Annotated in this window: 16 protein-coding genes and 1 tRNA gene; 10 read left to right on the forward strand and 7 right to left on the reverse strand. The window is 64.3% G+C overall.

The genetic code is table 11. From position 1 onward, the window contains the following. Positions 1 to 116 precede the first annotated feature (116 nt). Both HPY44_20270 and HPY44_20275 read right to left on the reverse strand, forming a co-directional pair. Positions 117 to 1,250, reverse strand: coding sequence for a hypothetical protein (locus HPY44_20270; protein NSW58351.1), 1,134 nt, complete (start codon positions 1,248 to 1,250; stop codon positions 117 to 119). Positions 1,251 to 1,294: 44 nt separating this feature from the next. Further along, the gene (locus HPY44_20275) at positions 1,295 to 2,287 is read right to left on the reverse strand and encodes an exo-alpha-sialidase (GenBank protein ID NSW58352.1); all 993 of its coding nucleotides are present in this window, start codon (positions 2,285 to 2,287) and stop codon (positions 1,295 to 1,297) included. Positions 2,288 to 2,721: 434 nt separating this feature from the next. On the opposite strand from HPY44_20275, the gene HPY44_20280 reads away from it, so the two are divergent. Genes HPY44_20280 through HPY44_20295 form a run of 4 tightly spaced genes read left to right on the forward strand, consistent with a single transcriptional unit; the run spans position 2,722 to position 10,346 of the window. Then, the gene (locus tag HPY44_20280; protein ID NSW58353.1) at positions 2,722 to 6,102 is read left to right on the forward strand and encodes a PD-(D/E)XK nuclease family protein; all 3,381 of its coding nucleotides are present in this window, start codon (positions 2,722 to 2,724) and stop codon (positions 6,100 to 6,102) included. Further along, positions 6,102 to 9,944, forward strand: coding sequence for a UvrD-helicase domain-containing protein (locus HPY44_20285; GenBank protein ID NSW58354.1), 3,843 nt, complete (start codon positions 6,102 to 6,104; stop codon positions 9,942 to 9,944). Before HPY44_20280 ends, HPY44_20285 begins: the two co-directional genes overlap by 1 nt. Before the next feature lie 48 nt (positions 9,945 to 9,992). Then, positions 9,993 to 10,142: a hypothetical protein gene (locus HPY44_20290; GenBank protein NSW58355.1), complete on the forward strand. Its 150-nt coding sequence runs from the start codon at positions 9,993 to 9,995 to the stop codon at positions 10,140 to 10,142. Between the two features lie 21 nt (positions 10,143 to 10,163). Beyond that, entirely contained in the window at positions 10,164 to 10,346 is a 183-nt protein-coding gene (locus HPY44_20295; GenBank protein ID NSW58356.1) for a hypothetical protein, read from the forward strand. Here the strand turns inward: HPY44_20295 and HPY44_20300 are convergent. Further along, complete coding sequence (locus HPY44_20300; protein ID NSW58357.1) at positions 10,324 to 11,679, reverse strand: sulfatase; 1,356 nt, start codon at positions 11,677 to 11,679, stop codon at positions 10,324 to 10,326. The two genes, HPY44_20295 and HPY44_20300, sit on opposite strands and share 23 nt — an antisense overlap. A 266-nt stretch (positions 11,680 to 11,945) precedes the next feature. Here HPY44_20300 and HPY44_20305 point away from each other — a divergent pair, with 266 nt between their 5' ends. Beyond that, positions 11,946 to 16,736 carry a PQQ-binding-like beta-propeller repeat protein gene (locus tag HPY44_20305; protein NSW58358.1) on the forward strand — a complete coding sequence of 1,597 codons (4,791 nt, stop codon included), beginning with the start codon at positions 11,946 to 11,948 and terminating at the stop codon, positions 16,734 to 16,736. Positions 16,737 to 16,886: 150 nt separating this feature from the next. Here HPY44_20305 and HPY44_20310 read toward each other — a convergent pair whose 3' ends face one another. Next, positions 16,887 to 18,404 (reverse strand): HEAT repeat domain-containing protein, encoded by a 1,518-nt coding sequence (locus HPY44_20310; GenBank protein NSW58359.1) that lies wholly within the window; start codon positions 18,402 to 18,404, stop codon positions 16,887 to 16,889. 209 nt (positions 18,405 to 18,613) lie between these two features. On the opposite strand from HPY44_20310, the gene queA reads away from it, so the two are divergent. The 4 genes from queA to HPY44_20330 all read left to right on the forward strand — a co-directional run bounded on the left by queA (position 18,614) and on the right by HPY44_20330 (position 24,185). Then, positions 18,614 to 19,645: a tRNA preQ1(34) S-adenosylmethionine ribosyltransferase-isomerase QueA gene (queA, locus tag HPY44_20315; protein ID NSW58360.1), complete on the forward strand. Its 1,032-nt coding sequence runs from the start codon at positions 18,614 to 18,616 to the stop codon at positions 19,643 to 19,645. Between the two features lie 20 nt (positions 19,646 to 19,665). Further along, positions 19,666 to 20,808: a tRNA guanosine(34) transglycosylase Tgt gene (gene tgt, locus HPY44_20320; GenBank protein NSW58361.1), complete on the forward strand. Its 1,143-nt coding sequence runs from the start codon at positions 19,666 to 19,668 to the stop codon at positions 20,806 to 20,808. Beyond that, positions 20,795 to 21,880 (forward strand): methyltransferase, encoded by a 1,086-nt coding sequence (locus tag HPY44_20325; protein ID NSW58362.1) that lies wholly within the window; start codon positions 20,795 to 20,797, stop codon positions 21,878 to 21,880. Before tgt ends, HPY44_20325 begins: the two co-directional genes overlap by 14 nt. Before the next feature lie 313 nt (positions 21,881 to 22,193). Beyond that, entirely contained in the window at positions 22,194 to 24,185 is a 1,992-nt protein-coding gene (locus HPY44_20330) for a hypothetical protein (GenBank protein NSW58363.1), read from the forward strand. 86 nt (positions 24,186 to 24,271) lie between these two features. On the opposite strand, the gene HPY44_20335 is transcribed toward HPY44_20330, so the two are convergent. Continuing rightward, a complete protein-coding gene (locus tag HPY44_20335) occupies positions 24,272 to 24,472 on the reverse strand; it encodes a hypothetical protein (GenBank protein NSW58364.1) in 201 nt (66 codons plus the stop codon). A 287-nt stretch (positions 24,473 to 24,759) separates the two neighbouring features. Here HPY44_20335 and HPY44_20340 point away from each other — a divergent pair. Continuing rightward, positions 24,760 to 24,836: transfer RNA gene (locus tag HPY44_20340), tRNA-Met, on the forward strand. A gap of 97 nt (positions 24,837 to 24,933) precedes the next feature. Here HPY44_20340 and HPY44_20345 read toward each other — a convergent pair. Beyond that, positions 24,934 to 25,251, reverse strand: a complete 318-nt coding sequence (locus HPY44_20345; protein NSW58365.1) for a hypothetical protein — start codon at positions 25,249 to 25,251, stop codon at positions 24,934 to 24,936. 66 nt (positions 25,252 to 25,317) lie between these two features. Beyond that, on the reverse strand, positions 25,318 to 26,751 hold the full coding sequence (locus HPY44_20350) for a carboxypeptidase regulatory-like domain-containing protein (protein ID NSW58366.1): 1,434 nt from the start codon (positions 26,749 to 26,751) through the stop codon (positions 25,318 to 25,320). Between the last annotated feature and the right edge of the window lie 4 nt (positions 26,752 to 26,755).

Genomic DNA, 26,755 nt, shown 5'->3' on the forward strand with positions numbered 1-26,755 from the left:
CAAGCGATAACCAGTCCCTTCGTGGTGCCGCACGACGGGTGGCTACTGACTATTGTACCGAGGTCCTGTCGAATCCGTACTCAATTTTGACTCAATTTGTCCTATAGTCTTCGTCCCTATCGCCTGTCTCCGCCCAGTTCCCGACAGCAGTCCACCACGAACCGCGTCTGTTTCATGGTCCGGTGCGGATAGCCCGCCACGCTCAGGATGAAATGGTCCCATGGCTCAGCCTCGCGGATCATCGCGTGGATGCCGGCCCGCGTTGCCTCGAGGTCGTCCATGGGTTCTGCAAGCTGCTGGACCCCCGCCATGATGGTGATCCGGTCGCCCAGCGCCCGGCGGCCTTCGCCCACCGTCACATTTCCCAGAGGCGGGATGGTGAAGGCATGCACCGCGTCCATGCGCGTCTGCCGATACAGGGGCAGCAGGTCGCGGATCAGCCCGCAGGAGTGGTGGAAGTAAAACTTGCCCGCATCATGCGCGGCTTCCGCCCGGGTGTTGGTGAGGTCGATGTTGCAGGTCTCGAACATCGCCGGAGAGATCGCGGTGGTCGAGGTGTCATCAACGGTGACGACAACATCCACGTCGGACCGCACCCCCACGGCCAGGCGCTTCAGGTAGTTGCGCTCCATCGACGCGAACAGAGCCAGCAGGTCCTCGCGGGCATCGGCCCACAGGTAGGCCAGCGTCGCCACACCCGAGTAAACGCGGAACATCATCCCCAGCGGGGTGCCCTCCATGGGGCCCAGAAGCAGGCCGTCATCGGCGATGAGTTCCCGCCGCTTCCGGGTTCGCTCAATGCCCTCCGGGTCAGGCTCGATCAGCTCATCGTCGAAGATGGCGGCGAGTGCCGGCAGGTCCGCCGGCCCCTTGACGGGATGCTCGGTCCAGTTGCTGGATACCGCGCCGGTGGTGTCGCGGCAGACCCGGATGGTCTCGCGCAGATCGCCCTCGGGAGTGTGCCAGATGCGCCGCGTGATGTCGCCGTCGGTCTCTTGTTCCACCTCCACCTTACGGCGGGTGATACGCACCGGCATGCCGAACCAGTCGCAGATATCGAGTCCGAGGGCGCGGGAGAAGATGACGGTCGCCTCGCCGCCCCAGTGCACATCCCCCAGCGCCCGGGCAAGCTCCGGGTCCATCTCTTCGCTGCTCGGGCGGTTGTACGGGTCACAATGCCCGGTGACCGGCAGCCAGTGCGGGGTCTCGTGACGCAGGACCCGCAACAGGTTCTCGCGGCGCGTGATCATCGCAAATCGCTCCCTCGAGAGCGCGCGGATTGCGCGCGCGCAGGTCAATGCAGGTCCTCGCGGGTGAAGACGCTGAGCAGGATTTCCCCCGCACCGCCGCGGTCCCGGTCGTGAACCGCGTAGATGGTGCCGTCGCTGGAGAAGGCCGCGTCGGGATAGCTCACACTGTCTCGCGGGTCCAGCACGATCATCTGCTGCCAGGTCGCGCCCTCATCGGAAGACACGCAGGCGACGATTCCCGTGCGCTTCGTCGGGTCCGGGCTATTGATGAGCAGCCAGTCTCCATCAGGCAGCCTGCGGACAAAGAATCGCGACCCGGGGTTGGGAATGCCCGTTGGCTCGCCGGCCCCCCAGGTGCGGCCGCGATCTTCCGACAGGCTCTGCCAGATCACTCCCGCGCCTGTGCGGATATACATGACCAATGCGCCGTCGGAACGCTCGACGATCATGTTCTCCAGCGCCCAGTTTGGGGCTTCGACCGCTCCATGCAGTGTCCAGGTGCGGCCTTCGTCGGTGGAGATGCCCACGCCCTGCAACTGTCCGGGCCCGGCGAACCAGTCGGAAACGGTGCGTGAGGCATGGGTCACCGGCATGAGCCACTCGCCCGTTGAAAGGACCGTGGGCTTGTTCATGCGGAAACTGAAGGGCGCCTCGTAGCCCACCCGGAACTCCTCACTCCAGACCGGGTCAGCAGCATCGGGCGCCGCGCAGGTCATAGCGAAGACCCCGTGTTCGGCGGCATCCTTATTGCCCCGATTGAAGATGAGCCAGAGCACACCATTGGGAGCGAGCCAGAGGGTCGGGTCGAAGGCGCGGAAGCCGTCCCGGGGAGAGGCAATGATCGCGGGCACTGAGAAGGTCCGCCCGCTGTCGTCGCTGGTGACCATATACAGCCGGTTGTCGGGATGGGGCTCCTTGTCGCCGCCCGAGAACCACACCACGAACAGGCGGCCGCCGGGCGTCAATTCCACTCCCGGGATACCCGCCCAGAGTTCCCCAATCGCTGCTTTGTTGCTGACAACCTGCTGAAGTCGCACGGACACTCATCCCTTCGGCCTTGGACCTGAGACAGCCCCGATCACTTCGCCCTGGGTGCTGTCCTCCCTCCCCGGAAGGCAATCAGAAAGTGGAGCGGGAAATGTTCAGTATCGTGTGTAGTGCGCGGAAGGTCACGACGAGACCCCCACAACTGGATCGCGCCGGTGTACCCGGTGGCCGTAGAGGACAGGCATTGACGTTGAGCGCGGACGGAAGGCGAACGACGTGACCGTGCGTTCCGGCGAGGGTTTGCCCGGGGGCAGGCAGTCGCCGCGGAACCTGCCGGGCGCCTCCAGCGGGTCCGCTCGCGCCGGCTTGCGATACCACGGCCGGTGTTTCCCTGAACAGAAAGATCGCCAGGCCTGTCACGCACCGCCTTTGCTCGCACTATATACTCCTGCAGGACCGATTCCTGCCGGAATGGGAGGAGTACATGCCCGCACAGTGGATCGTCCATTTGACAACACGCAGCGGTCTCGAAGGGGGCCTGGTTGAGACATACCGGGCCGAAGCCGCGCGTCTCGGGAGCGACGGTGTCGCTCTCCTCACGCCGACCCAGGCGGCCGCTGAGATCGCCCGGAGGCTTGTGGTATCCGGAAGCAATGCCGGGGCTCTCCTGGACCCGCGCATCATGACCTTCCCACAACTTGCGGACGCGCTGCTAGTGGCAAACCACACCTCATCGCGGCAGCTCACGGCGACCCAGCGGGAACTGCTTGTGGCGGATGTTCTGGCGGAACTGGCGCAGGAGCCGGAGCTGGAATACCTGCGGGCCACTCACACGTGCAAAGGCACCATCGGCGCAATCTGCAACCTCCTCGATGAGCTGAAGCGCGGCGGGGTGTCCTCCGATGATCTGCCCGAACTGGTGTCGAAGGCCGTTCCAGGCCACCCCGCGAACCAGGCCGTCTCGCTGGTTTTCGCGCGTTACCAGGACCGCCTGCAGGAACTGGCCCTGTATGACGAGCCGGGCCTCTTCTGGAACGCACTTGACCTGCTGGAGAATGGCAAGCGGCGGCCGCTGGAGGATTTGCGGGTGCTCCTGCTGGACGGGTTCCAGGAGTTCACCACCACCCAGACCCGGATGCTGGAGGAACTGGGGAACTGGCTGGAGCGCATCGAATTGCGGCTGTGGCTGGATCCTTGCCGGGAGCAGATGACGCCGCGCGCGGCGGCAACCCGCAACTGGCTGGCCGATGCCATGCATGCTGAGATGCGCCCGGACACCCTCTCCGAGCCTGAACCCGCAACGGACCTGGACCACCTGCGCGCGCGCGTCTTCTCCCTCGACCCTGCCGGGCTTGCCCAGGCTGACGGAACGGTGAAGGTGCTGGAAGTCGCCGGCGGGACGGTGGGCGAGTGTCGAGAGATCGCGCGCCGCATCAAGCTGCAACTGGCCGAAAATCCAGACCTGCCACCCAATCGCATCGCGATTGTGCTGCGCTCCTGGGATACGGGCTACGATACGGCCCTTCACCAGGCTCTCGAGTGGTACGGCGTCCCCGCGGATTTCGCGCGGGGACCGCGGCTGTCTTCAGTCCCGGCGGTACAGGCGGCGCTGGACATCCTGGATGTGGTAGTTGGCAGGTGGCGGCGCCAGGACGTGATCAAGCTCCTGAACAACGGCTATGTCAGTCCGAAAGACAGCAAGTACGGGAAGGTGCGGGCGCAGCGATTGGAGCGTCTGGCCATGGAGGCCGGGATTGTCGGCGGTGGGGATGACGACACCCCGGCCAGGCAGTGGAAGGCGGCGCTCAACCGCCTTGGTCACCGGTTGGGGGAGGAACGGAGACGCCGGCGCGCACTCGAAGATGCCCTGGGCATCGTCCCGGAAAGCGAAGATCAGCTGCGGGTGCTGGAGGATGAAGACGGCGACCGGTTGCGCACCCTTGGAGCCCTCGACGCGGCACTCGAGCAGGTCGAGAGAGCGGTGAATCTGGTGGATGCCCTGGACGATCTGCTGCGGCCGCTGGCCACTGCCAAATCTCTGTCTGGCGCGTCGCTGGCCTTCGGGGAGATCATCAAGGCCCTGGGCATCATTGATTCAGCCGAAAAAGGCGATGCAAGTCGCGTGGCTTTGGATTTGCAGGGGCTCGATGGCTTGTCGACGATCCTGAGGGAGATCACGGAAGCCCCGGAAGTGCTCCGGATCACAGGCGAGGTGGGTGTGGCCCAGTTCGCCGCGTGCATCCGCGACGCCTGCGGGTCTGCACGCTTGCCCGGCAATCGCCACCGGCGCTGCGGGGTGCAGGTGCTTGAGGCCTCCCAGGCGGCGCTCGAGCGTTTCGACACCGTGTTCGTTCCCGGCCTGCGCGACGGGTTGTTCCCGGCGCGCCCCCGGCAGGATGTGTTCTACGGGGATGCGGAACGCGAGAGACTGCAGCAGGACCTGCCCGGCCTTCGCCCGCGCCTGGGAGACCGGCATGATGACGAGCACCTGCTCTACGCGGCGCTGGCGGCTGCCGAAGGAGAGGTCTGGCTGTCCTATCCGCTCTCCGAAGCCAATGGTGCCCCGGTGCTGCGGTCGTCGTACGTAGACGAGGTCCTCCGACACTGGAAACTTGCCGGTGATTCGGAGTTGGCGGCAAGGATAATCACCACCCGGCGGCAGTCCGAAGTCATCGCCGGGCCGGACGAAGTCGCCAACTACCCTGAGCTCCTGGAAGCGATCCAGCGGCCGCACGCAGGAGCCAGTCTCCAGGGCCTGATCAACTTCGCCGAAAACATCGTGCCGCCCGACGAACTACCGGCCCTTGCGCAGGTCCGGAGGCTCGCGCTGGTCGAGGCCTTGCGTTCCCAGGGTGACGGGCCTTTCTGCGGGGTCCTCAAAGATCAGGCGATTCTTACCGAGCTGGACGAACGCTACGGCCCCGAACACACGTATTCGGTGAGCCAGCTCAACACCTATGCAGGGTGCCCAATGCGCTTCTTCCTGGAGAGAGTGCTGGGCCTGGAGGCCCCCACGGAACCGATGGAGGCCATCGACCGGCGCGATCTGGGGCTTGTCGCGCACCGCATCCTGGCCAGGTTTTTCGGCCCGCGGACCATCGGGAATGATGACTGCAAGCCGATCACGGCGGAGAACCTGTGCACAGCGAAAGCCGCGCTGTCCCAATGCGTCGCGGCTGTGGGCAGCGAACTGGATTCCCTGGCACGCGGCGCGGCCCAGGTCTGGGCGCGGGCGATGGAACGGCTGGAGGAGGACCTTCTCGCCCTGCTGGAGTTCGAGGCCGAACGCAATGCCGGGGAACAGGGCAGGAGGCGGACGTGGTCGCCACCACGGCAAGTGAGGGCAGTGGAGGCGGTTTTCGGCAAGAACGGGGAGTTTGTGGTTACGCCCCCGGACTGCGAACCGGTGAAGCTGCGAGGCCGCATCGACCGGGTGGACCTGACTGAGTACGAGGGCAGGCGCTACTGGGTGATCTGGGACTACAAGACCGGCACAGGTGTATCGGCGAACCTCGTACGCGCAGGGGCCGACCTGCAGCTTCCCGTCTACGCGCTGGCCGTGAGACAGCTGTATCCGAATGAGACGGATGACTGCCACCTGTGGGGGTACTACCGGGTCACGCGTCCCGTGGGTTGGACCAGCGTGGTGATGGGCAAAGCCGGTGAGGAAACGGCGCGTATGCTGGACGAGATCGTGGAAGAGGCGAAGAGGAAGATTGCGCAGTACGTCGCGGACATCCGCGCGGGCAGATTCGCGCCTGTCCCCAACGAGTCCCTGCGGCCCTGCCGCTACTGCGACTTCCGCAGCATATGTCGAGCGGGTTCGTTGATAGGCACTTCATCCACACCGGGGAGGGAGCAGTGATGATCGAGCGCACTCCGCAAGTGACGCCGGAAATGGACACCAACGCCCTGCGGCAGGAGATCATGGCGAACACCGACAGGCACCAGTTCCTCGGAGCAGGCGCGGGCGCGGGGAAGACCACGGTGCTTGTGGGGCATTACTTCGAGCTGCTCCGGGCGGGACTGCGGCCCTCCCAACTGGTGGCGGTCACGTTCACCGATAAGGCCGCGGCCGAGATGAAAGCCAGGCTGCGGGAGAAGTGTCGGGAAAAGGCGGTCGAAGCGCGCGATGCCCGAGACCTTTCGGCAGATGACTGGGAGGGGCTCTTACACGAGATTGAGACCGCACCCATCAGCACCATCCACGCGCTGTGCGCCCGGCTGTTGCGGGAGAACTCTCTGGCGGCGGGCCTCGACCCGGACTTTGCCGTGCTGGACGAGATTGATTCACGCATCCTGTTGGATGACGTGGTTCGGCGGACGCTGCTTTCTCGCCTGGGCAAGGAGCCAACAGCAGACAGTCTCGTGGTGGCGCTGGGGTATGACGAGGCGGTCAGCCATATCACGAAACTGGTACAGGACCGGGTACAGGTGGAGGCCGTGCTGGCCGACACGCGCTACGACACGGAGGAAGCGTTGCTAGGACATTGGCAGGAGCTCGGGCGCCAGTACCTCGCAGAGCGGCTCCACGGGATGCTCGAAAGCGATGAGTGGGTCGACGCGATGGCGATCGTGACCGCGAAGCAGGAGCCCCAAAAGCCGGCGACCGATGCACTGGAACGCAAACGCATCGCAGTGGCACAGTGCATCGACAAGAGCGGTCTTCTCAACTGGACCCTGGAGGCAGGTCCCGAGGCCATCGCGCAAGCGGTCGTTGCTCTGGCCGAAAGCACCCGGGCAGTCGGGGCCGTTGGCAATGCGGGAGCGGCGGGAGTCTGGGGCACGGCACTGGCGGAGATGAGAGCGGCGCTGCGACTGTTTCTGAACAAGGAAGGCCTTCTGCAGACGACCGCCGCGGAGATCGAAACACTCCAGTCACAGACAGAGGACGACCGCGCCTGCGCCAGGCTAACTTGCGCCCTGGTGGCCGAGGTGAAGGCGGCCATCGGAGCGTATGCGCAGGCAAAGGACGAAGCCTCCGCGCTGGATTTCGAGGACCTCATGGAGCGCACGCGGTGGCTCTGGCAGGAGCACCCAGAGGCGCTCGAACGCACTCGCCGGGGCCTTCGGCATGTGATGATCGACGAGTTCCAGGACACGAACACCCTCCAGAAACAGGTGCTCTGGCCCCTCGTCACCGGGGAGCCCTATGACCCCGCGAACCCCGTCGCATTGCCCGAAAAGGGCGTGCGCCTGTTCGTGGTGGGCGATGCGAAACAGTCCATCTATCGCTTTCGTAATGCCGACGTCACGGTCTTCAACGCGACCCGCCGGGAGATGCTCAGTGGAGCATCGCGGGTGGATGAGCTGACCCGCAACTTCCGCTCGACCCAGGGACTCATCGGTGTCTTCAATGAGCTGTTCGCGCACCCGGCCGTAATGGGTGAGGAGGCCGAAAATCTCTGGGAGGCCACCTATGCGAAGATGCAGGCGGTCCGGGGCAATCCTGCGGACCAGACGCCGCTGGAGATTCACCTGCTCACCGAGCAAAAAGGCTCCCGCGGGGAATCAGCGGGGAACGACAGTGACGAGGGGGAGGAGATCGACACCACATCCCTCCGTACCCGGGAAGCCAGGTGGATTGCGGGCAGGCTGGTGGAACTGCTGCAGTCCGGCGACTTCCGGGTGCAACACGAGAAGGGCGAAGATGCGCCGTGGGAGCCGATCAGGCCGGGGGACATCGCGATTCTGTTCCGAGCCATGAAGGACGTGGCCTTGTACGAGCAAGCATTGCGGGATGCGGGCTTGCCCTATTATCTCGTGGTGGGGCGCGGGTTCTTCGCCGCCCAGGAAGTTCAGGATGTTGCCAATGTCCTGCGGGCCATCGAGAATGAGCTGGATGACATCGCCCTGGTGGGCGCCCTGCGCTCGCCCATGTTCGGTTTGTCCGACGAGACCCTGTATCGGCTGGGGCAGATACGCGTCGGATCATGGATGAACCGCCTTCGCACGGCGGCGATCGGTTCGAGAGAGAGCGGGGAACCCGGACCGGAGCAGTTGGTCGACCCGGACCAGAAAGAACTTGTCATCCGTGCGTTCAAGATTCTCCAGGACTTCCATGACCACAAGAACCGTCTGCCGCTCTCGGCTCTGGTGCAGCGCATTGTGGACCGCACGGGGTTCACGGCGGTGCTCGCGGGACAGTTCGGCGGCCGCCAGATGGTCTCCAATGTGCGCAAGCTGGTGGAGCTTGCCGGGGAGTTCGAGGCCGGACAGAAGACCCAGGGTCGGGGGAGCCTGAGGGACTTCGTGGAGCACATCCGGCGGATGACCACCGACGAGGTGCGTGAGGGACAGGCGCCTATCGAAGAGGAGGCGGGCGACTGCATCAAGCTCATCACCTACCACTCCGCCAAAGGGCTCCAGTGGCCGGTGGTGGTTGTGCCGGATCTGTGCCGCAAGCCGGGCGGCGGCTTTTCACTGCCGTACCGCCACCACCGGGACTTCGGCCTTGTGGTGAAGACCACTCGCCTGAGAAAGCAGGAAAACGGCGACAGCTACTGGCCGGCGCTTGGAAGGCAGATCGACAACCGCAATAAGGCCGAAGAAGACGCCGAAAACCGCCGGCTTTTCTATGTGGCCGCAACCCGCGCCCAGGACCTGCTGATCCTGTCGGGGGTGGCGTTCGTGAATAAGGATGGCGGCATGTCCAAGGACGCCGAGAAAGGCCCTCTCGGTTGGATCAATGAGGCGCTGCCGGGCTGCCTTTGGATGGACGCGGGGAACCCGCCACAGGAGACCCTCCGCCGCTGGGACAATGGGTCACTCATAAAGGTCGAGGGCCTCGCGGCCGGCGAGGCAACGTACGAGGCCTCCCCGTCTGCGCAGCCAACCGCGAAGGTTCCCGATACGAGGACCCTCGCGCGGCGCATCGCCGCCATCTCTCCGGCAGCCACAGGCCAGGCGCACTTCACAGCGACGGAACTGTCCCAGTACTGCCACTGCCCGCGGCTGTACGAGTTGCAGACGAGACTGGGGCTGCCTGCCGGTGCGCCGGCCTTCGGCAGCGGATCTGATTCCTCGCGCCTGAACTCCGTGGAGCTGGGCACCGTGGTGCACCGGGTCCTGCAGCTCGTGGGCACCGAGGGGCTCCCGGAGCTGGACCGCCTCGTGCCCCCCGATGCCGACATGCTCTACATGGACACACTTCTCGATAAGCGCGCAGCCGAAGAGCGCCAGGTTATCCGCCGGCAGGTTCAGCAGTTCCTGGATCACGACCTGTACAAGGCGCTGTTCACTTCCAGCAGCCGCCTGCGGTCCGAAGTGGGCCTGACTACCCTGATCGATGTCGACGGTCTACAGGTGGTGGTGGAAGGGAAAATCGACGCGCTGGTGGAGACCGAGGACGGGAAACTCCACCTGCTGGATTACAAGACCGGTCGCGAAGACATGGCAAAGGACAGGCAGTACCGGGTTCAGCTTGGTCTTTATTGCCACGCGGTCCTGCAAGCGAGGGGTGTGGTCCCGGAGAGCGCGCGGCTGGTCTATCTGTCCCGAGACGGTATCCAGACGCCGGACCTGGGGCCGGTGACGGACCTGATGGATAGCGCTCTGGATTCGGCGAGGGTTGCGGTCCGAGGCATCTGGCAGGGCGACTTCTCCCGCCGTGAGGTCGCCTGTGACCACTGCCCGGGCCGGTGGCTGTGCAGGCACACTGCCCAGGTGGCAGGGGTGGCCGCGTCAGGGGCAGGGGATCGCGAGTAGGTCCGCTTGCGCGGGGCAATTCGCGCTTACCATCAAGATTTGTCCCGCATGCCCAGCCGCCTGATGCCGGCCCTCGCCGGGTGTGTCTCGACACTCGTGCCGACTTTCGCCAAAGACGCGCGGACCGTCCACCTGGCCGCGATCCTGCGCGCTCTTTCGGTCATGGGAGCTGTCCTGGGCTTCGCACGCAGCTCGTGACACTTGCGGCGGGTGTCCGCCATGCGATCCAATATGCCCACCCAAGATAGCCGCACGCGCTCCTTCTCGGTCTCGGTTTTCGCGGCGATCACGGCCTGGTCCATGAGCTTGGGGCTCCGGGCCATGCTGGGCGCGGCCTTTGCGCAGTTCTCTGTCTGGGCGTTCGCCCTTGTCTATCCCCTCAAAGCACCCACTGCCGCGTGATCTCTTCACCCGCGCCGATGAAACTCATCGCTGCCCGGAACATCGCCGCAATCTCCAGCGCCATCACGCGGTTGTCCTCACAGACGTTCTTCTCCTGCCGCGGGTCCTGGTTCAGGTTGTATAGTTCGGGTTCCTGTTCCGGAGTGCCCAGGATCAGCGCCCAGCCGTCCTCATGGGTGATCGTCGCCCGCGCTCCTGGCCTCTGCCGGTCGTGGGTCCGCGCCGCGGATATGGCGATCTCCCGCAGTCGCACCTTCTGCCCGTCGAGGATCGGCCCCAGGCTTTTCCCGTGCCCGCGCGCCTCGTCTTCTACCCCGCACAGATCCAGGATTGTCGGCCGCAGATCCACCGCCTGCACAAGCGGGTCCACTCTCACCCCGCGCGGTCCGTCAGGCAGTCTAATCAGCAGTGGCTCATCCACGATCTCCCGGTACATTGGCCACGGTGGCCCACCCGTGGCGCTCTTCCCGGTACGCCCATGCTCCCCGAGGTAGAAGCCGTGGTCGGACGTGAAGATGATTGCCGTGTCCTCCAGCAGGCCCAGTTCCCGCACCTTCGTCACGATTGCCCCGATCCACTTGTCCACTAGCGTCAACTCGCCACAGTATGCCGCGTGCAGCCAGTTCAGTTCATCCTCGTTGAGGTACTCCGTAGTGTCGTACCGGGGGTGTCGGACCTTCTCGCCATTGGGCTCGCCGGGGAAGTATAGTTGGGTGAACCAGTCGGGAGCATCCCACGGCTCGTGGGGGTCGAACATATCCACCCACAGGAAGAACCGATCCGCCCTGTAATTGGTCTCCAGCCACCGGCACACATCCAGGGCCGTGCGCGCGGAATGATGCCCCATTTCCCCCGGATGATCCAGTCGCTGCAACGTGTGGTTGCGGAACTCCCGCTCGTCGTATCGGTCTTTGTCCGCGGACCACTCCATCTGCAGGCCCGGCTCATCATTGGCCCGCGTGAAGCAGCAGTCCCCTTCCTGCCCCCGGTTCCAGTGCTGCCCCTGAAAGCCCCGATGGTAGAAGTGGTCCCGGCTGGCGATATGCGGCGTATCGTGGATAATCTGGGTCACATAACCGTTCTTTGTCAGCACTTCCGCCAGCGACGGGATGTCCTTCGGCATCGGTCCCCAGCCGTAGAACGGAAACCCGTAGCGCCCCAGGAAGCAGTCTGCCCTGTGAGGGAGGGTCGGGAACGACCCCAGCAGGCAGTTTTCGAAGATCACCGATTCAGCCGCAAGGGCGTCCAGGTTCTCCGTGTGCATCCACTCATTTCCATAGCAGCCAAGGTGATCCTTTCGGCACGTGTCCGACACTATCACGATCACATTCATCCGGAGTCACCAGCCATAATTCGTCCTCTCCGCGCCCATGCCTGTTATTCCGCGCATCTTCCTATCGACCTCTCGGCGTCCCTGTCCGGTCAGCGACGGGTGCCACTGCTTCCTCGAATCAGTGCTCTATCCATGGAGCATCCCAGGCGGGGCCTGGTGTGGCACGCTGCCGGGCTGTCCTCTCTCGCCATGTTCTGCCAAGGAAGGTCTTCCCCTCCCGGCGAATACCCTTCTGTCGGGTCATCTTGCCTTCGAGGTACGTCGCCATGCGTCGCCCTGCCGCCCTGCCTACCCCCATGCTTTCCTTGGCCCTTCTTCTCTGCATTTCGGCCGGTGCCCAGGAGTCGATCCTGGTTACCGGCTTCGAAACCGACGAAGGCCTCTCGATCACCTTCGCCGAAAAAGGCCGTGACATCGCCCTTTCTCTCAACACGGACCCTCAGTTCATCTCACAGGGAAAATCCAGCCTGAGTCTGGCCAGCAAGTCCGTCCCCGAACCCCGGGGCAATACCTACGCGGGCGTCTCGGTGAAGCTGCCCGAGCCCATTGATGTCACCGGGCATGCCCTGGTGTTCGACGTTTGGACCACCCAGGCCGCCAATACCCGTGCGCTCTATGCTCGGGGGTATGACACCGCCAACAAGAACGCTCTTAGCTGGAGTAACTGGAACGCACCTCTTCGCGACAATGAAAAGGTCACCATCCAACTCCAGCCGGGTATCTCCATGGCTGGCTTCTCCTGGGAGAACGCTGTCGCTGAGAGCCCCAATCGCGACGAGATCACCCGCCTGGAGTTCATCATCGGCACTTCCGCCAAGGACGCTCCTTTCAACATTTTCATCGACAACGTCCGGCTGGTGAAAAGCAACATGCGTGCCTTCCTGGAAGTGAAAGAGCCCAAGCCGCTGTACCTCGACACGCCGCTCCTCAAAGACAACCAGCCCAACGCATTCATCCTGTACCCGGACGGCGACGACTGGGCCGCGCTGGCCGCCGAACTGCGCGGTTCTTTGCGTGACAAGCTCGGGGTCGACTTTCCCCTGAAGCCCGCCGCCGCTGTTCAGCCCGAGGACCTTGAAGCCTCCCAGGTCATCGCGCTCGGCGCGGTCTCCAACAACCCGCGCCTGCTCTACCTGTATTCCCATGGTTACACATACGCCGATGACTACTACCCCGGTCCGGACGGTTTTGTGACCCAGTCCATTCATGACCCCTGGGGGACCGGCAAGAACGTTCTGCTGGTCGGAGCGAGCACTATCGCCGGGGCCCGTCAAGGGATCGCGGCCCTGATCGCGGCCATCCCTGACAGCGGTGTGGTCCCACCGGTCTTCCAGGTGAAGCTAGCCGGAGCGGCTCGCGAACGCCTGCAGTCGCGACTCACCGAGAGTCCCGCCGACAACTACCTGGAGAGTCAGAAGCAGCGGGCCGAAAAGGCACTCGAAGAGGGAGCCCACACCGGTCTCTTCGGCCAGATTGCCTCCGTCGGGCAGCTATACGCCGAGAGTCGCAAAGACGCCTACGCCACCGCCTTCGTCTGGCTCGTGCGCCGCGCGAAATCCCACTGGGACACGAAGCCCACCACTTTCGGCGGCCCGTGGGGAATGGATTCGGACTTCCAGATTCACGCGGTGCTGCCCATGTGGGACCAGGTCGAGGAAAGCCCGGCACTCACCGATCAGGACCGCCTCGATGTCGCCCGCATTCTCTTCCAGTGGGTCTCCGACGAGGGTGTCCCTTCTGCGAACAGCGTTGTCGGCAGCACCCACGTCCGCCATAACCATCAGACCTTCCCCGCCCTGGGCCTGCTGTACGCGGGTGAGTACTTCCGCAAGTACTACCACGCCGCCGAAGCCAATGCCTGGCTGGACATCGCCGCTGCCGCCTTCGAGTTCCAGGCAGAGGCATTCAAGCCCCACGAGGACTGCAACGGCTATCAGTGGCTGACCCTGTATCACCTGATGCGCTACGCCCTTTCGAAGCCCGACTTCACGTTCTTCGAAAACGGTAACGCGCGCCGCTGCGCCGACTATGCCGTGCTGTCCATGGATAACCTCGGCTACTCTGTTACCTACGGCGACACCGGGGCCTTCACCGGCTGGTGGAGCGAGATGCCCTTCCTGGCCGGCGCCATCTGGTACTACCGCGATCCCCGCTGGGCGTGGGTTCTGGACAAGAAGACCGCCCTTAGCGGCCGCTATGCCCTGGGCCAATTCGCCGTCTCCCTTGAAGGGAAGCAGCCGAATGACCTCGTGGGCACCCGCGTTTGGCCCGTTGATCCCTTCTATTTTGAGAGCTGGGGCGGTCCCGCGCGTCTGCCCCGGGAGAGTGCCGCAGACAAGGTGGTCTTCCGTAACGGGTTCGACCCCGACGATCAGTATCTTCTTCTCGACGGCCTCAGCAACGGCGGACACAAACATCTTGACGGCAACTCCATCTCCCGCTGGACCGAAAACGGCCGCATCTGGCTCGCCGACGCCGACTACATCCTCTCCCTGCCCAAGTATCACAACGGCGTCCTGATCCTCCGCGACGGCCAAACCGCGCCCATACCGGATTTCGTGCATCTGCAACATTCCACCGAGCTACCCCAGTTCGGCGCGACGACCACTACTTACCTCGACTACTCTGGAGTGGACTGGCACCGCAACATCATCTGGCTCAAGGGCGGGTACTTCCTGGTCGCGGATCGCATGGTCGCCCGGCAGGCGGGCAACTACAGCTTCCGCGTGGTCTGGAATACCATCGGAACCGTGGAAATCGCCGAAAATGGTCTGGACATAGAGCAGGATGGCCAGCATGCCCGCATCGCCATGACGCCCGATTGCCACCTTCTGCTACATGATGACCCCGATTACGGGAAGAACTGGTCCGGCTACCCCTTCATCAAGGAGCCGGTGGTCCGTGTCCTGCGGGGCGTGCGAGACTGCACCCTCCGGGAGGGCCAACAGATCACCCTCTTCTCTCTGCTCCATGCTTCCGGTGAAGAGCCATCCCCGGCCCGGCTCGTGAGGCTGGGTGACAATACTGTCGCCGTTACCGGCCTATCCGACCCTGCCATCGTCCACGTCGGCGGCGGGGAAGACTACCCTATCATCGACGGTGTGGACATCCAGGCCGATATCGCCATGCTCACCCCCTCACGTCTGTTCACCGTGGGCGCCACTCATGTCCAGTCCGACGATATGACCCTCGATCGCCCGGAAGGCATCGACGCTGAGGTCAATCTCATGACCGGCATGTCGCTCATGATCGACCCCTGCGTGAAGACTGCGGGGATCCTCGGCCAGCCCACGGAGCGCAGAGTGGGCAACGGGATGGACCAGCCGCTCACCGCATATATCAACTCGCGCATCGCCCGGGCGCCAGCCGCTGCTGCGGCCGAGACCTCCGAACTGAGAGCGCCCGGTGAACTTCGTGTCGCGTGGTCCCACCGCGACCGCCTGGATTCCTACATAATTACCAACAACGCCGGCTCCTTCGCCGCCGTAGATGCAGGGATGCAGTTCACAGTCTCGCCCGAGCCTCTGTCCGCCAATGTCTTCAGCGGGGTTCAGGGCGAGAATCGCCCCTCGAACCTTTTCGACGGCCAACTGCTGACCGCGTCCGGCGGCACCATGTGGGGCGATGACCAGCCTGTCACTCTCGACATGACCTTCGACAACGTGTATGACATCAGTCGTGTCAATCTCAAGGCCTGGTTTGCCACCTCTTCCAGCAGGAAGAAGCTCTTTCAGATCGGCGCGGTCGATGTCTTCGCCGCCGCAACCGACGAGGAAGCCGACCTGCAGCCGGTCCTCCAGGTCCAGGACACCGATGACCATGGCAACTGGGGAGCTCCCGGTTACGGGCCACAGACCTACGACTTCCCAGGCCTGACAGCCTCCGCGAAGCGCCTGCGCATCACTCTCACCCCGCGCCCGGGAACCGCGATTTACCTCGCCGAACTCGAAGTCTACGGCAACCGCCCCGGCCTGGAGATCGACTATGAGACCCTCCGCAAGCGCGCCGCTCCTGTGCACTCCTTCCGGGCGCTGAAACTGGCGGATCTCAACGGTGACGGAACGAGCGAAATCATCGCCGGCTCCTCCGATGGCTCGGTCTACGCTTTCGACGCATCGGGTGCGAAGCTCTGGTCGGTGGACACCGGCGGCCAGGTCAATGACGTCACCACCGTGGAGTTCGAGGGCCCCAGCAACCCCACCGTTATCGCCGGCAGCATGGGCGGCGCGGTCACCGCCATCTCCCCGGACGGAGTGGAGCTCTGGCGCTTCCAGGCCCCCTACTACAAGCGCGTCGGCCATATCCGCTGCGTCTTTCCGGCCGACCTCGCGGGCAATGGCGAGCAGGTGGCCATTGCCGGGTCCGACAACTGGCATTTCCATGCCATCGACCGGGACGGCAGGGAGATCTGGCGCTATGAGAGCGTTCACGGCTCCACTGCCGGCGCAGCCGCGGATGTTGATGGGGACGGCAAGGACGAGGTGATCTGCGCCACGGAGTATTACTGGTGGCATGTGGTCAGGCCCGACGGCAAGCGGCTCTTCTCCTACTCGACCAAGGGTGGCCCCCATGCCAACGTCGCCGCTGCCGCGAAACTCGACGCCGCGGGCGGCCTGTGCTCCATTTTCGGAGGAGCAGACGGGAACGTCCACGTGCTCAACCCGGACGGGAAATTGCGCTGGCTGTTCAACACCGGCGATGAGGTCACTGCAGTCGAGGCCTGTGATATCAACGGCGACGGTCTGGACGAGCTCCTGGTCGCCTCGATGAGCTTCAACGTCTACGCTCTCGACCAGTCTGGCAACATTCTGTGGCGCCGGGACCTCGGTTCTGAAGTGGATGGTCTCGCTCTTGCGAAGGCCGGGGCGAACAACCGGCTCCTGGCCGCCACTCGCGACGGGAAGCTGGTGGCGCTGGAGCCCACGGATGGCGCCCTGCTCGCCGTACTGCCGAGAGAGATGCCCGTCCTGGATCTGGCCGCAGTTCCCGGCGACCCCGAGGCCTTATCAGTCCTGGCCACGAAGACTGGGGAACTGGTGTGCGTCCCGGTGCCGTAGCCCCTTCTCCCCTGGTTCCGGTCCCGCAACGCGAGGGTGGAGAAGAGGGCGTGGGGAAAAAAGCCGTCCGCCTTTGGGGAGGAAAAAGAAAACGGGGACGGGCCTGTTCTCAGGCCCGTCCCCGTCGCAAGCCCATAAGACTTCGCCGCGTTAGTCCGCTCCGGGCAGTCGGCGCTTGGCGATGCCCAGCTTCTGCAGGCCGGTCTCAGCCGCGTTCGCTACCTGCGGCACCGGGTCATCCAGCGCTGCCACGAGCATCTTCGTGCTCCGCCGATCTCGCATGTCGGCCACGGCCTGCACCGCTGCCCAGCGCACATCCTGCTCCTGCGATTTCTCCTCCAATGTCTCGGCAGCCAGTTCGCGCTTCTTGGCATCCTCATACAGTGCGATAAGTGCGTCCAGGGCTTCCGGCCCACTGGTCCGTCCCAGTTGTACGGCGGCGTGCCGGCGCACTTCGGGGGACTCGTCCCTGGATGCCACGATCAACGCCTTCACGACCTCCGGGCCACCGATGCAGCCCAACGCCTCCACAGCGAAACGCCGGACGGTCTCGTCTTTGTCATATAGTCCGGTCTGGATAACATCCTTCACCACGGACGATGCGGGAGTAGTGATCAGGGCCGATGCGGCGCGCCTTCGTACGTGGACGTCTTCATCTTTCAGCGCTTCCGCCAGCGGGCGAGCCGCTTTCTCGGAACCCAGGTAGCCAAGGCCCTGTGCCGCGATCTCTCGCACCATCGGTTCCGGGTCCTTGAGGGCATCGATTAGTATCGGCAGTCCCTTGAGATTCGACGGATTGCCCCGCTGCTCACCCTTCTTGACCGACTTCACGGACTTGGCAAATTTCTCCTGGGAAGGGTTCGTACCCGCGCAGATCAGGGCGACGCACATGGTCGCTGCGTGTCGTTGCCGGCCATCTCGCCCTGACCGGACGGCTCGCTCGAGTTCAGGCAGCGCGGCCTCGCCCATGAGCTTGAGCTTGATCGCCGCCTGCGCCGACTGGTCATTCTCACGCTTGCCCAGTTGCGCCACGAGTGTCGCGACTTCCCCAACGTCCCCGCCCCGTCCAACCGCGGAAAGTGCCCGCTTCGCCAGATCACGCACGTCTGGGTCAGCGCTGGCCAGAAGTTCCTTGAGGCGCCGCTCGCCCTGGGAGCCCTTGGCGCTTCGCCCCAGAGCCAGAATCGCCGCATCGCGGACAATGGGGTTCGCGTCCCCGGAGGCTGCGATGAGCACATCGGCAAAGGCGTCGGCCTGGGTCGACAGAGCCTCCACCGCCGCCGCGCGCACTCGCGGATCTTCGCCGCTCTGCCCCGCCACAACGCCCACAAGGATCTTGGCAACATCCGCCGCCATATCGGGGTCATCGGTGGCCAGCAGGCCTTTGAGCTGCTCGATGGAGCCCAGCGCTTCGTCGATATCCTCACTTGCGGCAGTCTTCCCCGCGTTCTTGACCGCCTCCGCCTGAGCCTTGGCAAGATCCTCTTTCTGTTCCGCCATCGGATCCTCTTCCGGCGTCTCTTCTGCATCCGACTTGGCGTCAGGCGCCGGCTGCTCAGTCTGTGCCGTCTCGGGGTCAGGCTGCTTCTTCCCGCAGCCGGAGGGCAAGCAGAGCAGTACAATGAGCAAGGGCAGGGCCCAGTACAACGAGAGCAATGATCGCTTCATGTCTCGTGACCTTTCCTCTTCTAGGAACGCCTACGGTCGCCGGAGGGCGAGTCTACCCCGGCCTGAATACAAACGCTTCTCCACGCGATATCTGTTCCCGCAAGCGGGAGGAAGGAAACGCACCCCAGCGGCCATATCCTCCTGTACGCAAGCGCGCGGATGGGCTACACTGGATGGCATCCATCCTACCCGGGTATTCGACATCGGCCATGGACGTCAGTCTTTTCGACTACCACCTTCCACCCGAAAGCATCGCCCAGGAGCCCCTGCCTGAGCGCTCGGCATCGCGCATGCTCGTTCTGGCACGCACCGGCTCCGAGCCGCCCAGCGACAGGGCGTTCCGCGACCTGCCGGAGTTCCTGCGCCCCGGCGATCTGCTGGTTCTGAATGACACCCGGGTCATTCCTGCCCGGCTTATCGGCCGTCGCTCAAGCGGGGGCCGGGTGGAGGCCCTGCTTCTGCGGCCCCTGGAACCCGACCTGTGGGAAGCCCTGGTCCGGCCGGCTGCCCGCATGAGACCCGGACAGACCGCAGAGTTCGGCGATGGCCGCCTGAACGCCCGTGTCGTGGAGGCGCTGCCGGGCGGCCTGCGGGTCCTGCGGCTGTCCTGCGACGAGCCTCTCGAAGACATTCTCGACCAAGTCGGCCAGACTCCGCTGCCGCCGTACATCAAGCGCGCGGAGCCACGCCCGGAGGATCGTGCCCGATACCAGACGGTCTATGCGGCCCAACCGGGAGCCGTTGCAGCACCCACCGCGGGACTGCATTTCGACGCCCCCACCCTCGCCGCAGTAGAATCGGCCGGCGCAGCCATCGCCCATGTCACCCTGCACGTTGGCCTGGGTACCTTTCAACCGGTCAGCGTCGATACTGTGGAAGAGCACGAGATCCACAGTGAGTGGTGCTCGATCCCCGACCAGACTGCAGAAGCGGTCAATGCCACTCGCGCCCAAGGCGGCCGGGTCATCGCGGTCGGCACCACGGTGGTTCGCGCCCTGGAGAGCTGGGCATCGTCCGGCCGTGTTTCACCCGGAAAAGGCCTCACCAACCTGTTCATCTACCCGGGCTATCAGTTTCAGATCATCGACGCCCTGCTCACCAATTTCCACCTCCCGCGCTCCAGCTTGCTGATGTTGGTCTCGGCATTTGCGGGGCGAGAGCGCATTCTATCCGCATACAGTCACGCGGTCCAGAGCGGCTACCGCTTCTACAGCTACGGCGACTGTATGCTTATCCTCTGATTTCCGCCACGGAGTGCCCGATGCATTTCACCCTTCTCGCAAAAGACAATGCATCTCGCGCCCGCCTGGGCGAACTTCGGCTGGCCCATGCCACCGTGCGCACCCCTTTGTTCATGCCCTGCGCCAGTCTCGCCGTGGTCCGCGCCTGCGACACCGCAGACATCGAGCAGCTTGGCGTCCAGATGCTCTGCTGCAATGCCTACCACCTGTGGCAGCGCCCGGGCGATGAGATCGTCTACAATCTCGGCGGGCTGCATGACTTCATGCAATGGCCCGGCGGGATTCTGACTGACAGCGGCGGCTTCCAGGTCTTCTCCCTCGCCCAGCCCAAAGACATCATCGAGGAGGGAGTCCGGTTCCGGTCGCATCTTGATGGCTCGAAGCTCATGCTCACTGCAGAGCAGTCCATCGCGATACAGAACAACCTGGGCAGCGACATCGCTATGGCCTTCGACGAGTGCGCGCCATACCCGGCGGATCGTGGTTATATTGAGCGCTCCATGGAACGCACCCTCCGCTGGGCCCAGCGCACCAAAGACGCCCACGCCAATCCGAACCAGGCCCTCTTCGGTATCGTTCAGGGCGGCCTGTACCCGGACCTGCGCGCGGAAAGCGCCCGGCGCACCGTGGAGATGGGTTTCGACGGTTACGCGCTGGGCGGCCTGTCGGTTGGGGAGAGCAAGCAGCAGATGCTGCAGGCCGTCGAGGTCTGCGAGCCCCTTCTGCCCGAGCACTCTCCGCGCTACGTCATGGGCGTGGGCACTCCTGCGGACATCGTCAGTTGCGTCATGCGCGGGGTAGACATGTTCGACTGCGTTCTGCCCACCCGCATGGCCCGGCACGGCAGCCTTCTTACCTCATCAGGCACCCTGAAGATCAAGAACGCGCGCTTCCGCGAAGACCCGCGACCCCTGGAAGAGGACTGCGACTGCCCCGCCTGCACCCGTTACTCCCGCGCATGGCTCCATCACCTGTTCCGCATCCAGGAAGCCACCGCCTGGCGCCTGCTCAGCCTGCATAACATCCGCTTCTACAAGCGCCTGATGGCCCGCATTCGCCAGGCCATCCAGGACGGCACACTCGCCGAACTGAATGCCACGGTTCTCTCCTGGACCCGCCGGGACGCCGCCGGCGAAGATGCAGGCGAGGGTGAGACAGACTGACCGCTACCCGCCCTATCTGTCCGGTCCTGGAGCCGCTATGACCCCCTTCTACATCACCACGATCCCCGGACTGTCAGACATCGCCCGGGAAGAGCTTTTGGGCCTGGCGCCGGACGCCCGGATCACCGCCATCTTCCCGGACCGGGTCGTCTTCGACCTGCCCCGAGACCCGGAACGACTTCTCTCGCTGCGATTAGCCGAAGACCTGTTCGTCCATCTGGGAGAGCTGTCGGGTCTTGCCACCGACGAGTCTGCCCTCATCACGATCCACGACTACCTGGCTTCTCTCGATCTCTCCGAGGCCCTGGATCACCATGCCCGTATCCACCAGCCGTCAGCTCCGCCCACATTTCGCATAACCGCCACCCGTTCGGGCAGCCACTCTTTCAACTCGCTGCAGCTTGCGGGGGAGGCCGGCGCGGGGGTTGTGGCGAGGTATGGCTGGAAGGCCAATCTGAAGCACCCGGACGTTGAGATCGGCGTGCAACTCGCGGATAACCACGCGTGCTTCGGTTTGCGCCTTTCCACGGACGCCATGGCCAACCGTTCCGCGGTGTCGGGCGTGGCCTCCTTGCGCCCCACCGTCGCCCGGGCGATGTGTCTTCTCAGCGATCCCCAGCCTGGACAGGTTGTCCTCGACCCCATGTGCGGCACGGGAACGATCCTTGCCGAACGCGCTCCCGGCCTGCCCCAGGCCACCCTCATTGGCTCCGACCGGTGGCCGCCGGCTCTCGCATCCGCGGGCCAGACTCTGTCCGGTGCGGGTGCGTGTCTGCTGCTCGCCGATGCCCAGTATCTGCCCCTGGCTGATGCCAGCATTGACCGCATCATCACCAACCCACCGTGGGGCCGGCGCGTGGGTTCCCACCGCCAGGACCGCCGCCTGTATCCGCGCTTTCTGGCTGAAGCCGTCCGGGTCCTGAAGTCCGGCGGTTTGCTGGTCGTCCTCTCCCTGGAGCGCCGCCTGATGTTCGACTGCCTGGATGCCTTGCCCGAACTGGAGCTCCTCTCCCGCACCCTCATCAACATCGGCGGCATGCAGCCGTCCATCTATCTCCTGCGCCGCACCTGACCGCCGTTCCATTTGGGGACTGGCATCCGGGTTCGAATCGCGCCCGACCCGGTGCCTGTGCCCAATGGGAGTGTGCTGCGGGAGTTGCCGCAACGCTCTTTCACCAGCCGTGGGGTGTGCGCGGCGAGTGTCACGGGTCCCGTGCTCTGGACGGCGAGCACACCCTTGACCTGTGCTCATACCTGCTTCCGGCGAGCTCAACCCCTGACGACCCGCCCTTGCTCCTCGCCGCCCAAATCGGCTAATATTGCAGTCCACGCCCGCTGCGACGGTTTCTGCCGCAGCGGGCATTCTTCGTCGGCGGGCTTTGTCCATGCGAGAATCCCATCAGCTCACAACCGAATCCCCGGCCGCGCCGCTCTTCCGCCGGGCCGTCACTCCCCGCGCCGTGGTCGCGGGAATCATCGCACTGATCGCCACGTCTTTCATTGTCGCGTGGGCCGAGCTCGTCACCGGGACCATCCAGATCGGCTTCCTCCAGCTTCCGCCGGTTCTCATCGCCATCCTGTTCATCTTCACCGTCCTGAACAAGCTCCTGGGCCGCATCTCGCCCAACCTCCCCTTTACCGGCCCCGAGCTTGTGGTCATCTACTGCATGATCCTGATGTCCTCAATGATCACCTCCCGCGGGCTTCTGGAGGACCTCATTCCCGTCCAGGTTGGCCTGAACTACTACGCCGACCCCGCCAGCAAGTGGGAGGAACTGTTCTTCCCCCACGTCAAGCAGTGGATGGTCCCCTGGGACGTGGAGCAGGGCCCTCTGCAGGAGGTATCCGTGGGGTTCTTCGAAGGCCTGCGCCCCGGCGCGGCGATCCCCTGGAGGCCCTGGATCCTTCCAACTCTCGCCTGGCTCGGCCTCGTGGGCCTGGTCTACGCTGCGTATCTTGCGCTCGCAGCCTTCCTGCAGCGCCTCTGGGCCGACAACGAGCTTCTTTCTTTTCCACTTGTCCAGTTGCCCCTGGAGATGATCAGCCAGGAGGGCAGCCGCGATTTCCTGCGCAATAAGCTCATGTGGCTCGGTTTCGCCGTCCCGCTGGTGATCTTCGGGCTCAATGGCCTGAACCGCATCTACCCCGCGGTCCCCTCCATCACATTGCAGGTGGGCATCAACCAGTATCTCAAGGGCAAGCCGTGGAGCGATCTCGGCTACTTCACCATGTTTTTTTCCATGGCCGCCGTGGGCTTCTTCTACCTGCTGCCCAGCGAGATTCTCCTGAGCCTGTGGTCCTTCTTCCTTCTTGCGCGGGTGCAGGAACTGATCGCTTCCTCCCTGGGCGCCACCATGTCGGGCATGCCCCATGCCGGGGTGAAGCTGTTCGTGGGTTACCAGACCGTGGGGGCCTACTTCGGCATTGTCGCCTACATGCTGTACACCTCGTGGCCGCGCATCAAGACCATGCTCCTGTCCGCAACCGGAGCGGGTTCGGGGGATGACAGCCACGAGTTGATGCCATACTCCACCGCTCTCGCCGTCCTGGCAGTGGCTTTCGCCGGGATCATCGCCTACTGCGGCGCTGCCGGCATGTCTGTCTGGGTGGCCGTGGTGGAGTTCGGCATCTACCTCTTCGTCCAGTCAATCATCATGGCCCGCAGCACCGCCGAGGCCGGCATGCCCATGACCGAGGGCTCCTTCACTCCGCTGGATGTCATCGGCATCTTCGCCAACAAGCGCACCCTCGGCCCACGGAACCTCACCGCCCTGGCTTTCACCGACTGCATCTTCACTCGCGATCTGCGCGGCATGGTCCTCACCGGCTTCCTGGACGGCCAGAAGCTGGGGGATGCCCTGCATGTGCGCCGCCGCACCCTTCTGCCCGTGTTCGTGTTCGCGATTCTGGCGGCCGTTGTGGTGGGCTTCATCTTCCACATCTGGCTCCCGTACCGTTACGGCGGGATCACGATGTACTCTTACACGTACCGCTCCATCCCCACCCAGTTCTGGCGAGAGCACGCCCCGTTCATGACCGGCCAGGAGAGCTTCACCTGGTCCGCGGGCATCTGGACCGCCGTGGGCATTGCGGTATCCATCGCCCTGAACATCCTGCGCCGGAACTTCGTCTGGTGGCCCCTGAACCCCCTTGGCTATGCATTGAGCGCCGCCTGGACCACCACGGTCTTCTGGTTCCCTATGCTCCTGGCCTGGATGATCAAGTCGGTGATTACCCGTTACGGCGGCATCACAGGCTACCGCAAGGCCCGCCCCATCTTCCTGGGCTTGATTTTCGGCGAGTTCACCATGGCCGCGTTCTGGACCCTGATATCCTGCATCTTCCGCACCCAGGCGCCTTTCTTCCCCTGGCCTTAGGCACGTGCCCCAGGCGCGTCTTTCTCCCCCGGTGGGCCTGACCGTTGTCCGTCTTGGCAGTGAGAAGTGGAGAGGGGTTTGAAAGGTCAGGTGGTGAATCTGGACGTCCGCAGGTCGCGGCGTCTTGTAAGTAACAGTGCCAGCCAGAAGATGCCGTCGGTTTCCCAGTAATGTTGGCGCCCCGACAGGCCCCGCGCCTTGGCCGTGCCCCCAGACAATACGCCGGCGCCGTAGCCGCCGTCGGAGCCGAGCCTCAGAGGCTTGCCGGCCTCGATCTGCAGCTTCATGGTTCCGCTTGGCTTGCGGATGCGTTTCTGTCTTGCAGCAGTCTGCGCGTCATTTATTGCCAGCCCGAGGGTGCCTGGACTTACCGAGCTCAGGCGCTCTCTGTTCCGTATGAGTTCAGCCGGCCCGAGGGTACTGGAATCTCGCTGGTGGGCCTTTTGCCTCACAGCCCGCGAAGCGGGCGGCAACCTACAGCCACGGGTGGAGTGGAGCGAAGCGGAACGGAACCCGTGGACTCGGCGGAAAGGTTGACAGAAATGACCCGAACGGGTAAAATATCGTTCGTTGACGCGCGGTGGAGCAGTCAGGTAGCTCGCAAGGCTCATAACCTTGAGGTCGCAGGTTCGAATCCTGCCCGCGCTACCAAGTACATCCATTCCCCAACCATTTCGCATTTGGTTATAGGGAATCGCTCTGAGAGCCCCAGAATCCCCTGATTCTGGGGTTTTCGCTTGTATCCGGGTTATAACCAAAACGGCCCGAGTTCGGGAATAACCATCTCCAGACCCATCTTGATCCCGATCGGCGGCGAGCCCCTCGATGAGGCAACCGAGTGGATGCGGGCCTCCACCTCTACTCCCAGACCGGAAGACGGGTCGTGGTAGCGGATGGTCTCGCTGCGCACAGGGTCGCCCTCTGACACCGCGGCCTGCTCACGGGACGCCGGTTCCAGTGAGGTGCCTTCGCTGACCAAAGAGAAGATCAGGCCTGCGAGGTCCACCCCAATAACCCGGTTCGCCCACTGCTCTGCGGCCCGCAGTTCGCCGTCAGTAGGTTGCATGGCTGTCTCCGCGGTGTAGTGATGTTGGCGTGAGCGACCTGCGAGCCCTGCCGGGATGACGGCACCTCACTGCGCCACCAAAGGAACAACCCACACTCGCTCCAGCACGTCGGTGAGCGGACGTGCGGTCTCGACCACAGCACTGACCGTCATGCCCCTGGATGCGCAAGTGTAGGTCACTTCGGCGGGCCGTGCAGTGCCCTCGGCCAGGGCCACGGATTCCCCACCCGCCGGGGTCGCGAAGCGGAAGCTCACCTTCGCCGCGGGGTCCTTGAGGACCGCGCCACAGCGATACGTGACGCCCTCGTCAAGGCTGGCTCCACGGCTTGACCAGCGACCGCCGCTCTGTTGCCAGCGATCCGGGCCCGGCGCCAGGTACGACAGGGTCCCGGTGGGGTTCTGCAGAATGTTACCGGGCGGGTCAGTGGGGGCAAGCGCCAGGTCCACGCGGGCGACTTGACCTTTGGCCAGGACGAACGGATCTGAAACGATCCAGGTGGACCCGGGGCGGTAGGCAAGCACGCGGTACACCCCTTCTGGCAAGTTTCGGAATCGGTACTCGCCCAGCCACCCGAGGCCCTCCGGGATAGACGCAACCGAGTAAGCGACCGTTGAGTACGCGGTCAATGCGGCGCTCAGTCCCTGGGTCGGGTCGGCGATCTGGTCATACTTGGCGGCATCCAGAAGCACGACTCGCGCGCCCTTGTTGTTCCGCTTCGGGTTGTCCAGATGGAACTCTCCGGCGATCACGTTCCCTTCCAGCCCTGCACCTTCCAGGTTCTCGTTCAGCACCAGCGTGAAGATGGAGTGCAGCACGTCCGCCAGCGCCCGCGCGCACTCATTGGCGCATTCAAGGAGAATTGGTTCCACGTTGGGGCGCTCCGCCTCACCCTGCTCGCAAAGGGGTTTCGCCTTCTCCGCGCGGGGAATGACATAGGCAACCAGCTGGTCCATGCGCGCACGCAGGCCGGCGAGAAGCGCCTCGTCATCATTGCCCAGTAGAACCGGCTGGTAGCCCTCGATGTTGATGGCCTTCGCGTTGACCCAGTTTTCCATGGGGCCGTGCAGGGGTCCGCTGATATACAAGGCATGGGGCGGCGCACCGGTGTCTTCAACGAAATGCACCAGCGGCCCCAGTTGGCGGCAGGCGTTTGCGGGGGTCTCGGTGCGGAATGCCTGCAACGCCCGGCGCAGGAAGGGCTCGTAAGTGTCGGCGACGCCCGGCATGGCGTGGAAGGCGTACTTCGGGAACGCCGGAATCAGCAGGTAGTCGTCGGCATAGAATGGGCCCAGTTCCTGCCCCTGCTGGTCGGGCATCCATGAGTAGTTGGTCAATGAGTCGAACTCGCTGCCGAAACGCTCCCGGCACTGTTCGGCTTCCGGCAGTACATTCAGGGCCGCTCGCGCGATGTCCGGGTGCGGCCCCCAGGCGAAGGCCGACTGGACCGCGAGCAGTGCGAGCAACGTCAGGACGGTAGAGCGGCAGGCGCGTGCGGTCATCGTG

Source organism: Armatimonadota bacterium (genome assembly GCA_013314775.1).
GTDB lineage: Bacteria > Armatimonadota > Zipacnadia > Zipacnadales > JABUFB01 > JABUFB01.